We start from the raw sequence: 12,610 nt of genomic DNA, 5'->3' as shown, positions 1-12,610 counted from the left end.
CGCGTTGAACGCCTCCGACGTCATCGACGGACGATACCGGCTGGAGCGCTTGCTCGGAACTGGCGGCATGGCCGAGGTGTGGCTGGCGGAAGACCAGCGTCTCCGTCGATGGGTCGCGGTGAAGGTCCTCCACGAGCAGTTCTCCGGGACCGGCTCAGAGCTTGTCGCCGCCTTCGAACGCGAGGCAACGGTCATCGCCCGGATGCAGCACCAGAACATCGTGGGTGTCTACGATGCCGGCTCCCATGACGGCCGCCGCTACATCGTGATGGAATACGTCCATGGGTACTCGTTGCGGCAGTTGCTGGAGACCCAGGGGCGGATGACCGAAGCCGAAGCGATCCGGTACGGCGTTCAAATTGCCTCGGCGCTGCATTACGCGCATGGCCAGGGGGTCGTCCACTGCGACATCAAGCCCGAGAACGTTTTGATCAACGAGGCCGGAGTAGCGAAGGTTGCCGACTTCGGCGTGGCCGAAACGCTCACCCGGACCATGGCGCCCGGACAGGCGCAGGACCTTCTCGGGACGATTGCCTACCTTGCACCCGAAATTATCGAGGGCTCGGACCCGTCTCCGTCATCCGATATCTACTCCCTCGGCCTCACGTTATTCGAACTGGTCGCCGGACGGACTCCGTTTTCCAGCGCCAGCGCCGGCGCGGCACTCGGTCAGCGCCTCGCGACGCCGGCTCCGCCGCTGCGCACGTTTGCTCGTGGGGCGAGCATCGAACTGGAATCAACGCTGGCCCGTGCCCTGGCCCTGTCTCCCGTGGACCGTTACCCAAACGCGGCCGTCTTCGGCGCTGCGTTGCAGCGCGTTCCTCGTACCTCAGGAACCCCGGTTGCTCCCATCGCCGCCCCTCCCGGGCGGCCGCCCCAGGTCCCTCGCCGTCACGACACGGCCCGTGTCGTCCGTGCTCCCGCCCCGAGCCGGGATGGCCCCGGCATGGCGGCAGTGATGCTCGCGGTTGGTCTGGTCGGCGCGGCGATTGTGGTGGGTGTTGCGGCTGCCCTCTGGCTCTCCCGCGATGGCGGTGATGATGGCGGCACAATTGTCCCGTCGCCAACACCTACCCTGACTGCTCAACCGGCCACGAAGACGCCACAGCCTTCCCCGACAGGCACCCCGACTGCCTCGCCGAGCCCTACACGCACGGTGCAACCAACGGCCACCGCGACTCCGCCCCAGGTCGCCACCGCAACTCGGACACCGACTAAAACGCCAGCCGCCTCCGCAACGTCGACCGCTACGGCCCCGGCGCCCACACAGACACTGTCTCCAACGACCGCGCCAACAGCCACGGCCACCCCGTAGGACGAAACAGCAAAGGGCCCGGCGCACGCGCCGGGCCCTTTGCTGTTGCTGCGTTGTGGACAGCGGGTTAGTTGGAAGCCTTCGACATGCCTGTCGTCATTCCGGCGCCGGCATCCACGCGATGGCACCAGACCCAGTGCTCCTTCTCCGCCGTGCCGACGTTCCGCCAGTCTGGTTGGCGGGTCCGGCATTCGTCGATGGCGATAGGGCAGCGGGTGTTGAAGACGCAGCCTGGAGGCGGGCGTAGCGGGCTGGGCACATCCCCGAGGAGGATGATCCGCTCGCGCTTTCGCTCGACGTCCGGGTCCGGGATCGGCACTGCCGAAAGGAGGGCCTTCGTGTATGGATGGAGCGGGTTTTCGAAAATCGAGTCCCGGTCCGTGAGCTCCATGATGTGGCCGAGATACATGACGGCCACTCGGTCGCTGATGTGGCGCACGACGGAGAGGTCGTGCGCGATGAAGAGGTAGGTGAGGTTGAACTGATCCTGGAGGTCCTGGAGCAGGTTGATGATCTGCGCCTGGATCGACACGTCGAGCGCCGAGACCGGTTCATCGCAGACGATGAAGTCCGGTTCGACCGCGAGCGCTCGGGCGATGCCGATGCGCTGGCGCTGGCCGCCGGAGAACTCGTGAGGGAAACGGTTGGCAAAGTACGGGTTGAGCCCCACCGTCTGGAGGAGGTTCTGGACCCGTTCCTTCTTCTCCTTGCCGCTCGCGAGCTTATGAATCGCGAGCGGTTCGCTGATGATGCTGCCGACCGACATGCGCGGGTTCAGGCTCGCGTACGGGTCCTGGAAGATCATCTGCATCTTGCGCCGGAAACGGCGCAGCTCTCCGCCCTTGATCTTCGTAAGGTCGGTACCCTCGAACATGACGTTGCCCGCGGTTGGCCGGGTGAGCTGGAGGACGGCCTTGCCGGTCGTGCTCTTGCCACATCCGGACTCGCCGACGAGTCCGAGCGTTTCGCCCCGCTTGACGCCGAAGCTGACGCCGTCGACGGCGCGGACATCCGCCACTTTGCGCTGGAAGATGACGCCGGCCGTCACCGGGAAGTAGACCTTCAGGTCATTGACTTCGACCAGCGTTTCGCCGAGCGTGCCGACTCGCTGCCTGGTTGAGCTAGCTTGCTGCGCCAACTGGCACCTCCCGACGGACGCGATCAGATTCCCAACACGCCGCGTAGTGCTTCTCCGCGACGAGTTTGAACGGTGGATACTCTTCCTTGCAGCGGTCGACGCGCCACGCGCACCGCGGGAAGAAGGGGCACCCGGGTGGCAAATGAGCGAGGTCCGGCGGCAAGCCTTCGATGGGCACGAGCTTCTCTTTCCGCGTCTCATCGAGGCGAGGCACGGAATTGAGGAGGCCCACCGTATAGGGGTGCTTCGGATTGTTGTACAGCTCGGCCGCGGATGCGGTCTCGATCACCTTACCCGCATACATCACGTTTACGCGGTCTGCATAGCGGGCAACCACGCCGAGGTTGTGGGTGATGATGATGACCGCTGTGCCGAACTCGCGGCTCAGGCGGCTCATGACCTCCAGGATCTGGGCCTGGATGGTCACGTCGAGAGCGGTTGTGGGCTCGTCCGCGAGCAAGAGCTTCGGGTTGCAGCTCATGGCCATCGCGATCATGACGCGCTGGCGCATCCCTCCCGAGAACTGGTGGGGGTAGTCGTCGAGGCGGTTTCGCGCCTCGGGGATGCCCACCATCTCGAGCAATTCGGCAGCGCGGTCGCGCGCGGCTTTGCCATGGAGGTCCATGTGCAACTCGAGCGCTTCGGTCATCTGTCGCCCAATCGTCAACACAGGGTTGAGCGATGTCATCGGCTCCTGGAAGACCATGGCGATTTCGTTGCCGCGGACCTTGCGAATCTCGTCCTCATCGAGTTTGAGGATGTCCCGCCCCTGGAAGAGGATTTCGCCCGAGACAATCTTACCTGGCGGCTGGGGGATGAGACGGAGGATGGACAGCGCCGAAACGCTCTTTCCACAACCCGATTCACCCACGAGCCCTAGCGTCTCGCCTTCTTCCACGACATAAGAGGTTCCGTCAACGGCCTTGACGACCCCCTCCTGCGTGTAGAAGTACGTTCGCAGGTCTTTGACCTCGAGTAGCGCCATCCCTTCTCCTTTCGCCCACCCGTCCCACCGGATGGTGCGGCGACGCCGCGTTGACTCCCGTGTTCGAGTGTGTGGGGAAGGGGAGACTCGAACTCCCACGCCTTTCGGCACATGATCCTAAGTCATGCTCGTCTGCCAGTTCCGACACTTCCCCACGCGAGCGGTCCGGGCCTGCTCGCGCGGGCCCGTTCGGAACAGGGAGGTGGTGAGCCGCGAAGGACTTGAACCTTCAACCGGCTGATTAAGAGTCAGCTGCTCTGCCAATTGAGCTAGCGGCCCCCCTCAGGACGCGCGGGAGTATATCACGCTCTATTTGCTTGGCTGCAAATCCTGGGTACTTAACGATAATAGCGAGAATGACAGTATGCGTCACCGATGACCCTGGTGATGCGTGATTCCCGTGACACCGATTACGCGCTCGTGTTGGCCGCAGCCTCTTTGCCGAAAGCCCGGACAGAACTTTCCCCCGCCAATGTGGATAATCCCGTCGTGAACGACCTTTCCCGCACACTGCAACCGGTCATCGCAGGACGAAGGCGCGCCATCTGCTGCCATAGCGGGACACTGTCGGGCCGGTTTCCACCGAACTCACTCGCAAACGTCGCGGAGTGCGTCGAAGCCAGCGCTCCGCGAGTCGAGGTTGATGTCCGCTTCATGGCCGACGATGCCATGCTCATCTTCCACGACGCCGGGCTGGATCCGTCCACGTCCGGGTCCGGCAAAGTCGCGAACCTCACGCGGGCGGACCTCGCCGACGTCAGTTATAGATGGGGTAGTCCACATGGCCTGTGCTTCCTCGAAGACGTCGTCGACCTGGTCCGAGGAAGCGCCACCATGCTCCAGGTCGACCTGAAGCTGATGCGGCCGATCACGGACCGGCGCGCTGAGGCCTTGCAGACTGCACTCAAGCCTCTCTCGGGCAACGTCATCGTGGGGTCCCAGGCGCATTGGAACCTGCGAAGTCTGGTCCGGGTGCCGATCGCTTTCGACCCCACCCTGCAGTGGCACTACGACCCGGAGCGAACATTCGCCGAAGCCTTGCCAAGGACTCTTGGCATACACGGGCTCTGGGATGACGCGCCGATTGCGGTCATCCGGCACGCGACGCCCGAAACGTACGCAGAGTCTCGTATTCGAGACATTCGCGCCCTGCTTCCCGCTGCCGTCGAATGGATGGTCGACTTTGCCACGATTTTCCGCCTGGCCGAGTTCGGTGTGGCGCTGGGCGACCGCCTGAGGGAGGAAGGTTGCGCCCTGGCCGCATGGACCGTCCGCGAGGACACTCCTTCACGCCGCGATGTCGTCCAGCGGCTCTACGCCCTCGGGACGGAGACGATCATCACTGACGCACCGCTCCTCGTAGCGGAAGACGCCGCCGCAGCTCTGTAAACAGGCTGTAAATTCGTCACCAACGGGCAACGCAATAGCACCCGCGTAAGGCGGTTGGAATCGAGCGGCCCGGTCGAAACTGGGGATAGGGAGAGAAATCGGGCAGGGAGTAAAGAAGTATGAAGCGGCTTATGACCACGCTGCTTGCACGCCGCTGCAGCGCAGGCGAATCCGACGAGGCCGGCCAGGGCCTCGCCGAGTACGCGCTGATCCTCGGGCTCATCGCCGTTGTATGCATCGGCGCCTTGTCCGGCCTCGGGTCCGCAATCGTGAACTCCGCTGGCTTCACGGTCCTGCCCGGAGCGCTTTAGGCAGAGCTCGGGGCGACGGAATCTGAAATGGCGCCAACCAGGATTTCAGGTTGGCGCCATTTCGCGTGCCTGCGGGGAGCTTCCGTCCGGTCGTCAGTCCCTCGACAGCAGTGAGAACCAGGAGCGGTAGACGGACGGAGTCGGTGTTGAGGTAGGAGTAGGACTTGGGGTCGTCGTCGGCGTTGTCTGGGTCGAACCCCCGCCCGTGCCCCCGGGACAGGCGCCTGAAGATGCGAAAATCAGCGTCACCCATGCGACCTTTTTCCCGTCGGCCGAGACGGCCTTTGCCACCCCGACGCATCGCACAGGGAGCCCGACATTCGATGGGACCCACACGCCACCGCCCCCCTCGGACGTCATGGTATTGAGCGCCTGCTGGGGACTCACCGAGACGGGATTGGAGGACTGCACGACCGCGAGACCTTCGCCTCCAGCAGCCTGGTTCGCCGGATAGCCGCAGTTCATCGCCCGTGCTGCCCAGGGATACCCGGTCGTTCCGTCTGCGTAATGGCCCGAAGCTCCCGGGGTGTTCGCCAGGAACTGCGCGTAGCCGGCAGCGGCGGCGTTCAGCGCGCCAGACTGGGAAAGCGGGTAAGACCCGGCGATGTTGGTGTTGCGCCAGCTTTGCAGGAGCCCCAGGAATGTGGTCTCTTCGGCGGACGGCGAGTGCGCGACACAAGGGGCGATGGCGTGCACATCGCCGGCTCTGGGGCTCAGGCTGGCGAACACGGTCGCGATGACCCCGGCCATGGCAAGAGCCACCGCCGTCCAGCCCGGGAATAGCCTGAATACAGCTCTTTGCATAACACCAACCGCGGGGGCGCTGGGTCCGAAACGACCATAACACGCACCAACTTGCGATGGTCAAGCCCTCTTGCATGGTGCCCGCCGCCACAAAGCGTTACCATGCAGGCGACAAACGCAGTCATTGAGAAGGGGCGGCCCGGTTCATGGCAGTCAGCGGCCGGACATCGATTCCCAGGCTTTCACGGCGGACGATAGTCCGCGAGCGCCTGCTGTCGCGACTGCATGCGGGGATCGGCAACGGCGTCACCGTCCTTGAAGCCCCTGCTGGATACGGCAAGACCACCCTCCTCGCGCAGTTCGTCGGAGATGTGGATTACGCCTGCAAGTGGCTCTCGCTCGATTCGACATCCGGCTCCCCTGAAATCCTCGCGCACCAACTCGGGGTTGCCCTGACCGGCAATCTCGATATCGAACCGCCTGCGACCGCGGCCAAAGTGAGCGATCTCCAGGCGTACGTCGGCGCGGTCATGTCCCAGGCACTCGGCGACTCGGACCGTCCGGTTCTCTTGGTGATCGACAACACCCATGAGCTCGCTGAAAACCGGGAAGCGGCGAACTTGCTCGGCTGGCTCATCGTCTTCCTCCCCGAAGGCAACGAGGTGGTCCTCGCCGGCCGTGAGCGGCCGTTCCTCCCCGCTCTGAACGCCGGGATCGCTACCGGCGAAATCGTTGTGCTCGAAGGCACGGATCTCGGCTTCACGCTCGAAGAAGTGCGTATGGCGGCCGCTGAGAGCGGCGCCAGCGCCGCGGCCACCGATGTCCTCGCCGCGACCGGCGGGTGGCCAGTCGGCGTCATGGCGGCGCTCTCCGGGGGGGCTTCGCCTGACGGCCCGGGGGCAGTCGCCTTCGAAGCGTACTTGAAGTGTGAGGTTTGGGAGCACGTCCCGGCGAACCTCCAGGTGGCGTTTCGCCGGCTGTCGCTGCAACCATCAATCAGCCGCGCCTGTGTCGAAGCTGCATTCGGCCCGGCAATGTGGCGCTCAATGACCGCATGGCTCTCCTCGCGCGATTTCCTTTGCGAGCAGCTCTCTCCGGTGGAGTTCCGGCTAAATCCGCTCCTCCGCCAGTTCATCATCAGCGAGTTTGACGAACTCGATCCGGACGGATACGCCGAAACGTTCCAGGCCGTCGTCGACGAGATGGTGATGGCCGGGAACATCGCCGAGGCGATCGAGTTCACACGCTCGGGCGGGAACGAGGCCCAGCTTGCCGTGCTCCTCGAAGAGTACAGCCCCCGCCTGCTCATCCAGGGGAGCTTCACGTTGCTTCGGCGCGCTTTCGATTGCATCAGCGAGCCGACGCTGCGGCGGCGTCCGTTGCTCCGCGGAATGGCTTCGCGGTTGCTGGCTCACACCGGCGATCCCGAGGACGCGATGCGGCGCGCCAATACCATGCTGCAGGATTCACGCACGCCAGTGGCGCCTCAGGCGCACGCGTTACTCGCGAGGGTCCGGGCCTTACGGTTGTTGGGCCGCCTGGAAGATGCCCGTGCTACCGCCCTGCAACTCTCCGAACTCGAACCACAACTTGAACCCGAGTTCCTGGCCGAGGTGCGCTATCACCTGGCCGAATTCGAACTGTCTGTCACACGTGACTTCGTCAAGGCCGAAGCCCTCCTTCGCATGGTCATCGATGATTGCGAGCGGCGCGGCGTCGAGCCGCTGGGCCTCCTCGCCCGTTCGACACTCGGGCAGTCGCTCGCGATGCGAGGCGATGCGCCGGCAGCCGTGACCGTGCTGACGCGCGCCGCGCAGGGATGGCGCTCGCTCGGGCGCTCTTCCAACCTCGGCTGGGTGCTGAACAACCTGGGCATGGCCCATGTCCAGGCCGGCGACTTCACAAGCGCCTCGACCGTGCTTCAAGAAGCCGTGGAGGAAGGCGAAAACTGCGCCAACCAGCGCAACGTCGCCTACGCTACCGCCTCGCTCGGTGATGCCGAACTCGCCCTTGGCCACTTCGAGACCGCCAAGCGGCACTACGAGGAAGCTATCCGCATCTGCGCGACTGACGCCCTGGACGAGTCACTGGCCGCGCTGTCCATCGCAGGTCTCTCGGCCGCCCTCCTCGGCACCGGAGACATCAGCCAGGCGGACTTCTTCTCGCGCCGGGCGCTGCTCGTCGCGGTGAGTTCTGCCAACTCCTACGAAATCGCGATGTGCAAATTGCAACAGGCCGCTGTCGAGGTCGCTGCCGGGAACCATGTGGTGAGCGTCAGCGAGGCCGCCGAAGCAGTTGAGCGATTCTCCCAGATGGAAGTCCTGCCGATGGTCGCCACCGCGGAATACCGCGTCGCGATGGCGAGCTTCAAGGCCGGGAAGCGCAACGAAGCCGAAGACGCGCTTGGCCGTGCCGCCGTCGCCCTGAAGGAGCCATGGATGGTCGGCTCGCTCGTGCCACTCGTGCGCGAAAATCCGATGTTCGCCCAGTGGGCGGCCACCCGAAAATCCGCCGGAGCCGCCTTCCGTGACCTCCTGGAGCGGCATTCCTTCGAATCTGCCCGCATCGCCGCCGAAACCCCCGACGGCGCCCGGAGCCGCTTCCCGCTGGTGCGCGCCCACAGTTTCGGACGTGTCGTAGTCGAGGTTGGCGGCCGCGAACTCTGCGATGAGGATTGGGCGAGCGCCCGTGCCAAGGAGATGTTCTTCCTGCTGCTTGTCGAGCCGCGATGGCATTCGCAAGGAAGAAGCAGTCGAACAGCTCTACCCTGAGCTTCCCCGCGAAAAGACCAACAGCGCCTTCCATTCCAACCTCTATCGCGTCCGTCGTGCCCTCTACAAGACGTGCGTCGTTGCCGACGACGATGGCATCTACCGGTTGAACCCCGAGGGCGTGTTCGAATGGGACGTCGATGAGTTCGAACGCGCCATCGAACAGGCCCGCAGCGCTCCATCCGGGTCAAAGGAGAGGGCCCTCTCCCTCCAGCAGGCCCTGGAGCTGTACGCCGGTCCGTTTGCGTCGGCATTCCAGTCCGAATGGGCAGCGGCAATGCGCGAACGCCTCGAAGGCGATGCCCACGAGTCCCTCGCCACCCTCGCGGGTTACTTCGCCGGTCGCGAGGATTTCGACTCCGCGGCGCTCTGCATGGAACGCGTGCTGAGGGCCAACCGCTACAACGAAGAGGCCGCCTATCTGCTGGCGCGTTATCGAAGCCGGGCCGGAGAAGCGGTCCAGGCGTTGAAGTTCATCGACGATTTCAGCTCGAGCTATCTGGATGAGTTTGGCGAGCGGCCGCCCGTCCGTTTTGGCGAGCTCCGGGCAGCTATCGCGGCCGGGGTGGCTGTCTAGACAGACTCGCGAGAGTTTCGCGAGAACCCGGGGCCTACTCTCCGCGCAGTTGAAACACTGCTGGAGGGACTCCGCCATGACTCGTCTTCTTTCCTCACTCGTCGCCGTTGCCGCACTCGCCACCATCGCCCTTGCCGGCGCCGCGCCGTTCCAGTCCTGGTAGGCAAAAAGCCGGCCATGTTGCCGGTTGGTCAAACACCCCGAAGAATCGCCCGCATGGCAAGCCGCGCGGGCGATTCCGTTGTCCTGGCGATCGCTGCCCTCATCTTCGTCGCTCAACAGGTAGCGATCAGCAATCTCGGAACTGATGGTTCGAGCGGGATCTTCCGGCAGGTGCTGTTCTTCACCACCACCGTGGCACTCGCTCTGCTCGCCCTGAAGCTGAGACGGTACTGGGGCGCCTGGCTCGTCGCACTCGGCATCCTTCTCAACCTCGTCCCGATGGCAGCCCACCGCGGCTCCATGCCGATCGACTACGCGATCATCGAACGGTCGGGCGCCTTTCCGGAAGTCACGCGCGACGACATCGGCCGGCAGACGAACCACGGCAAAGACATCGTCCTGGAGCGAGACGACATCCACTTCTTCGCACTCTCCGATCGCTATGTGATCACGCTTCCGGTGTACGGGCCTAACATCTACTCGCTCGGCGATTTCGTGCTTTTTGCCGGGCTCGGCGCGGTCGTAACCCAGGCGGTGGCTATGGCCGTCGTATCCGGCCGACGCGCGACCCAGTCAGGCGAGGCGACCGCTTCGCGCTGAGGACGGCCTGGCCGTGGTAGGCTCTTGGCCATTCTGAAAACCCCGGAGCAGGGATCAGTGCGCATCATCATCTACGGCGCCGGCGGCATCGGCGGTGGCATCGGCGCAAGGCTCGCCCTTGCTGGACACGAGGTCGTGCTGATCTGCCGCGGCCAACACCTTCAAGCGATCAACTCCCGCGGACTCCTGCTGAAGGCGCCCGAAGGCGAGTTTTGTGTGCCGGTGCCAGCGGTGGGTCACCCGCGAGAGGTCGACTGGCGCGAAGGTGACGTCGTGCTCCTCGCCATGAAGACGCAGGATACCGAGACGGCTCTGCGCGACCTGGAGCAGGCCGCAGGGACGGCTGTTCCCGTCTTCTGCGCCCAGAACGGCGTCGAGAACGAACGCCTGGCGAGCCGCCGATTCGAAAACGTCTACGCCACGCTGGTCGCGATGCCTGCGACTTTCCTCGTTCCGGGTGAAGTCATCGCGTCGGCCGCTCCGCTGAGCGGCTGCCTGCACTCGGGGCGTTACCCGGGCGGCTCCGATGTGACCGTGGCGCAGGTGTGTGACGCCCTGGCCGGTTCGCACTTCCACGCCCAGCCGAGTACCGATGCTATGGCCCTGAAATACCGGAAACTCATCCTCAACCTGGGGAATGGTGTCGAGGTCATCGTTGGCCGGAGCGCATGGTCGGCCGGGGGCGAACTCGGCGAGTTCGTCGAGCACGTCCGCGAGGAGGCTCTCGAGTGCTATCAGGCGGCCGGCATAGTCCCAGTCTCGTCGGCGGAGTATGCGGAACGGGTGACGAGCCACTACCGCGCACAGGATGTCGGCGGCGAGTCCCGTTCGGCCAGTTCGACTCTCCAGAGCATCCTCCGGGGCCACGAAACGACCGAGGTCGACTATCTCAACGGGGAGATCGAGTTGATCGGGCATCTCCACGGCGTCCCGACTCCGTACAACTCGGTCGTTCGCGAAGTCGCAACGCGGATGGCGGCCGCACGGGCCCAGCCGGGGTCGGTGACACTGGAAGAACTCCGGGCCATGGTGGCCGCCACGGTCAATCGACGAGCAGCCCGGCCCTGAGCAGTTGCTCGAGTGCCTCATCGACGAGCCTGGCGAGTTGCTCCGGCCCCAGATCGCCACGGCCACTGGCGGCCGGCATGTCGGCAGAGTCCGCGGCCGCGATGGACCCCATCGCCGCCGCCAGAGCGTCGCGATCACGCGAGCCATCAACGAGCGGCAACATTCGGCAGATGAACGGGTCCAGCACCACGCTGTTGTGGAACGGCACGGGCACGTCACGCTTCCCCGCTTGCGCTGCCATCCGGGCCGGGAGGAATGCCTCGGCTCGCTCGGGGACAGCCATCCCCACCGGCGGCGCCCAGGACCGAAATTCGACTGCATCGAGTGCGTAAAGCGACAGCAGGATCGCCGGCAGGTCTTCCGCCGCCACGCCATCGTCCCCGCTTAGGAGCGCGCTGAGTTCCGCGAAACTCGGGGCGGCCGGCTCCGCGGCGTCAAGGGCCTCGATGACTGCCGTGACGCGCGGGTCGCTCACGCGCGCCACGAGCCCCCCGGTCTTCGGGATCAGCCATGGCGGTTCGGCGTTCCGCGCGAGCCGAGCCCGAAAAGACAGCGACCGTATGGCTTCTTCAGAGATATGACGCTCCAGTGCCACATCGTCGCGGCACAACAGGGACTTCCGGAACATCCGGTTTACGACGAAGTCGCGGTACTGCTCGAGCGCCACCTGGTTTGGCGAGATGCGGTTCAAGTCCGCTGCAATCGCCTCGGGTAGATCCCGCACCAGCATCGTGTGGAAGGCCGCATCGCCGAGGTACTGGAGTCCCCGGGCTCTGGCGGCGTCCACGAACTCGTGGAGGTAGAACCCCTTCCCAAGGTCTTCGAGGTGCTCGTGCATGAGGTAGGAGGGTGGCGCACCGTCGAGCAGTTCCTTCTCGCGCTTGAGCATTCGGTGGTAAATGCCAAGCACCTCGTCGCTTTCGGCAAAAGTGCCGGAAGACTCAACAAGGAACTTCAAGAGCGCCCCCGCCTGGTCCGTCCGCTCTCCGGGCTCCGGGAAATTTCGGGAGTGAAAGCGAAGCATCTCGCCCACCGGGGCGCGCATGTGGAAGCCGGGGAGGGTGTTGTAGCTGATGAACGCAATCCCTTGCGGCGCCAGCAGGCGGCGGCACGCGGCAAGGATCGCTTCTTGAACATCCGGCGCGACCCACGAGAAGACACCGTGGCAGACGATGTAGTCGAACTCGCGTTGCCACTCGACCGCTTCGCGGACGTCCGTTGTGGCCAATTCGACGTTGGTGATCCCGTATTCCGCAAGCGCCTTGCGTCCCAGCTCGATCTGGCGCCCCGAAGGGTCGATGCCCACGAACTCGCATCCGGGAAGCGAGTAGGCCATCGCCAGAAGGTTCATACCGGTCGCGCAGCCGATTTCGAGCACGCGGCAGCGCTCGATCGGGGCGGGAGTCATGCCGAAGAGGCGGCCGACGGTCGCCAGGTGCTCGGGGTGGCTGCCGACGACGAGTCCGCCCTCGTAGGGCATCTCGTCATAACTGGCGTGGGCGGCAGCCGTGACCATCAACGCCCATTCTGAGGCGCGGAGCCCCGCGTCG

Annotated in this window: 11 protein-coding genes and 2 tRNA genes; 7 read left to right on the top strand and 6 right to left on the bottom strand. The window is 64.8% G+C overall.

Translation table 11 applies throughout. The features are described from left to right. Positions 1-4 precede the first annotated feature (4 nt). A complete protein-coding gene (locus tag IPG14_RS00255) occupies positions 5-1,315 on the top strand; it encodes a protein kinase (protein ID WP_343390543.1) in 1,311 nt (436 codons plus the stop codon). A gap of 67 nt (positions 1,316-1,382) precedes the next feature. Here the strand turns inward: IPG14_RS00255 and IPG14_RS00250 are convergent, their stop codons facing one another. The 4 genes from IPG14_RS00250 to IPG14_RS00235 all read right to left on the bottom strand — a co-directional run bounded on the left by IPG14_RS00250 (position 1,383) and on the right by IPG14_RS00235 (position 3,717). Next, on the bottom strand, positions 1,383-2,453 hold the full coding sequence (locus IPG14_RS00250) for a dipeptide ABC transporter ATP-binding protein (protein WP_343384533.1): 1,071 nt from the start codon (positions 2,451-2,453) through the stop codon (positions 1,383-1,385). Continuing rightward, on the bottom strand, positions 2,437-3,438 hold the full coding sequence (locus IPG14_RS00245) for an ABC transporter ATP-binding protein (protein WP_343384532.1): 1,002 nt from the start codon (positions 3,436-3,438) through the stop codon (positions 2,437-2,439). The genes IPG14_RS00250 and IPG14_RS00245 overlap by 17 nt, the downstream gene beginning before the upstream one ends. 72 nt (positions 3,439-3,510) lie before the next feature. Next, positions 3,511-3,592 (bottom strand) — tRNA-Leu (locus tag IPG14_RS00240). A gap of 49 nt (positions 3,593-3,641) precedes the next feature. Next, positions 3,642-3,717 (bottom strand) — tRNA-Lys (locus IPG14_RS00235). 210 nt (positions 3,718-3,927) lie between these two features. Here IPG14_RS00235 and IPG14_RS00230 point away from each other — a divergent pair. Both IPG14_RS00230 and IPG14_RS00225 read left to right on the top strand, forming a co-directional pair. Further along, positions 3,928-4,827, top strand: coding sequence for a glycerophosphodiester phosphodiesterase family protein (locus tag IPG14_RS00230; protein ID WP_343390542.1), 900 nt, complete (start codon positions 3,928-3,930; stop codon positions 4,825-4,827). A 131-nt stretch (positions 4,828-4,958) separates the two neighbouring features. After that, positions 4,959-5,138 (top strand): Flp family type IVb pilin, encoded by a 180-nt coding sequence (locus IPG14_RS00225; RefSeq protein WP_343385227.1) that lies wholly within the window; start codon positions 4,959-4,961, stop codon positions 5,136-5,138. A 93-nt stretch (positions 5,139-5,231) separates the two neighbouring features. Here the strand turns inward: IPG14_RS00225 and IPG14_RS00220 are convergent, their stop codons facing one another. Next, entirely contained in the window at positions 5,232-5,888 is a 657-nt protein-coding gene (locus IPG14_RS00220) for a hypothetical protein (protein ID WP_343390541.1), read from the bottom strand. A gap of 200 nt (positions 5,889-6,088) precedes the next feature. On the opposite strand from IPG14_RS00220, the gene IPG14_RS00215 reads away from it, so the two are divergent. The 4 genes from IPG14_RS00215 (at position 6,089) to IPG14_RS00200 (ending at position 11,060) form a co-directional block, all read left to right on the top strand. Continuing rightward, positions 6,089-8,653: a tetratricopeptide repeat protein gene (locus IPG14_RS00215; protein WP_343390540.1), complete on the top strand. Its 2,565-nt coding sequence runs from the start codon at positions 6,089-6,091 to the stop codon at positions 8,651-8,653. Next, positions 8,598-9,230 carry a BTAD domain-containing putative transcriptional regulator gene (locus tag IPG14_RS00210; protein WP_343390539.1) on the top strand — a complete coding sequence of 211 codons (633 nt, stop codon included), beginning with the start codon at positions 8,598-8,600 and terminating at the stop codon, positions 9,228-9,230. The genes IPG14_RS00215 and IPG14_RS00210 overlap by 56 nt, the downstream gene beginning before the upstream one ends. A 216-nt stretch (positions 9,231-9,446) precedes the next feature. Next, complete coding sequence (locus tag IPG14_RS00205; protein ID WP_343390538.1) at positions 9,447-9,992, top strand: DUF5317 family protein; 546 nt, start codon at positions 9,447-9,449, stop codon at positions 9,990-9,992. A gap of 57 nt (positions 9,993-10,049) precedes the next feature. Beyond that, positions 10,050-11,060 carry a 2-dehydropantoate 2-reductase gene (locus IPG14_RS00200; protein ID WP_343390537.1) on the top strand — a complete coding sequence of 337 codons (1,011 nt, stop codon included), beginning with the start codon at positions 10,050-10,052 and terminating at the stop codon, positions 11,058-11,060. Here the strand turns inward: IPG14_RS00200 and IPG14_RS00195 are convergent. After that, positions 11,035-12,576 carry a class I SAM-dependent methyltransferase gene (locus IPG14_RS00195; protein WP_343384526.1) on the bottom strand — a complete coding sequence of 514 codons (1,542 nt, stop codon included), beginning with the start codon at positions 12,574-12,576 and terminating at the stop codon, positions 11,035-11,037. The genes IPG14_RS00200 and IPG14_RS00195 overlap by 26 nt on opposite strands. Between the last annotated feature and the right edge of the window lie 34 nt (positions 12,577-12,610).

It is taken from the genome of Candidatus Amarobacter glycogenicus (assembly GCF_016704105.1).
Taxonomy (GTDB): Bacteria; Chloroflexota; Dehalococcoidia; order Tepidiformales; family Tepidiformaceae; genus Amarobacter; species Amarobacter glycogenicus.
Note: the sequence above shows the minus strand (reverse complement) of the source record. Positions and strands in the feature narration are given on the sequence as shown.

Excerpts from the sequence above, each read along its gene's own strand:
- IPG14_RS00245 (WP_343384532.1), bottom strand. The coding sequence starts at position 3,438 with ATGGCGCTACTCGAGGTCAAAGACCTGCGAACGTACTTCTACACGCAG.
- IPG14_RS00225 (WP_343385227.1), top strand. The coding sequence starts at position 4,959 with ATGACCACGCTGCTTGCACGCCGCTGCAGCGCAGGCGAATCCGACGAG.
- IPG14_RS00220 (WP_343390541.1), bottom strand. The coding sequence starts at position 5,888 with ATGGCCGGGGTCATCGCGACCGTGTTCGCCAGCCTGAGCCCCAGAGCC.
- IPG14_RS00215 (WP_343390540.1), top strand. The coding sequence starts at position 6,089 with ATGGCAGTCAGCGGCCGGACATCGATTCCCAGGCTTTCACGGCGGACG.
- IPG14_RS00205 (WP_343390538.1), top strand. The coding sequence starts at position 9,447 with ATGGCAAGCCGCGCGGGCGATTCCGTTGTCCTGGCGATCGCTGCCCTC.
- IPG14_RS00195 (WP_343384526.1), bottom strand. The coding sequence starts at position 12,576 with ATGGTCACGGCTGCCGCCCACGCCAGTTATGACGAGATGCCCTACGAG.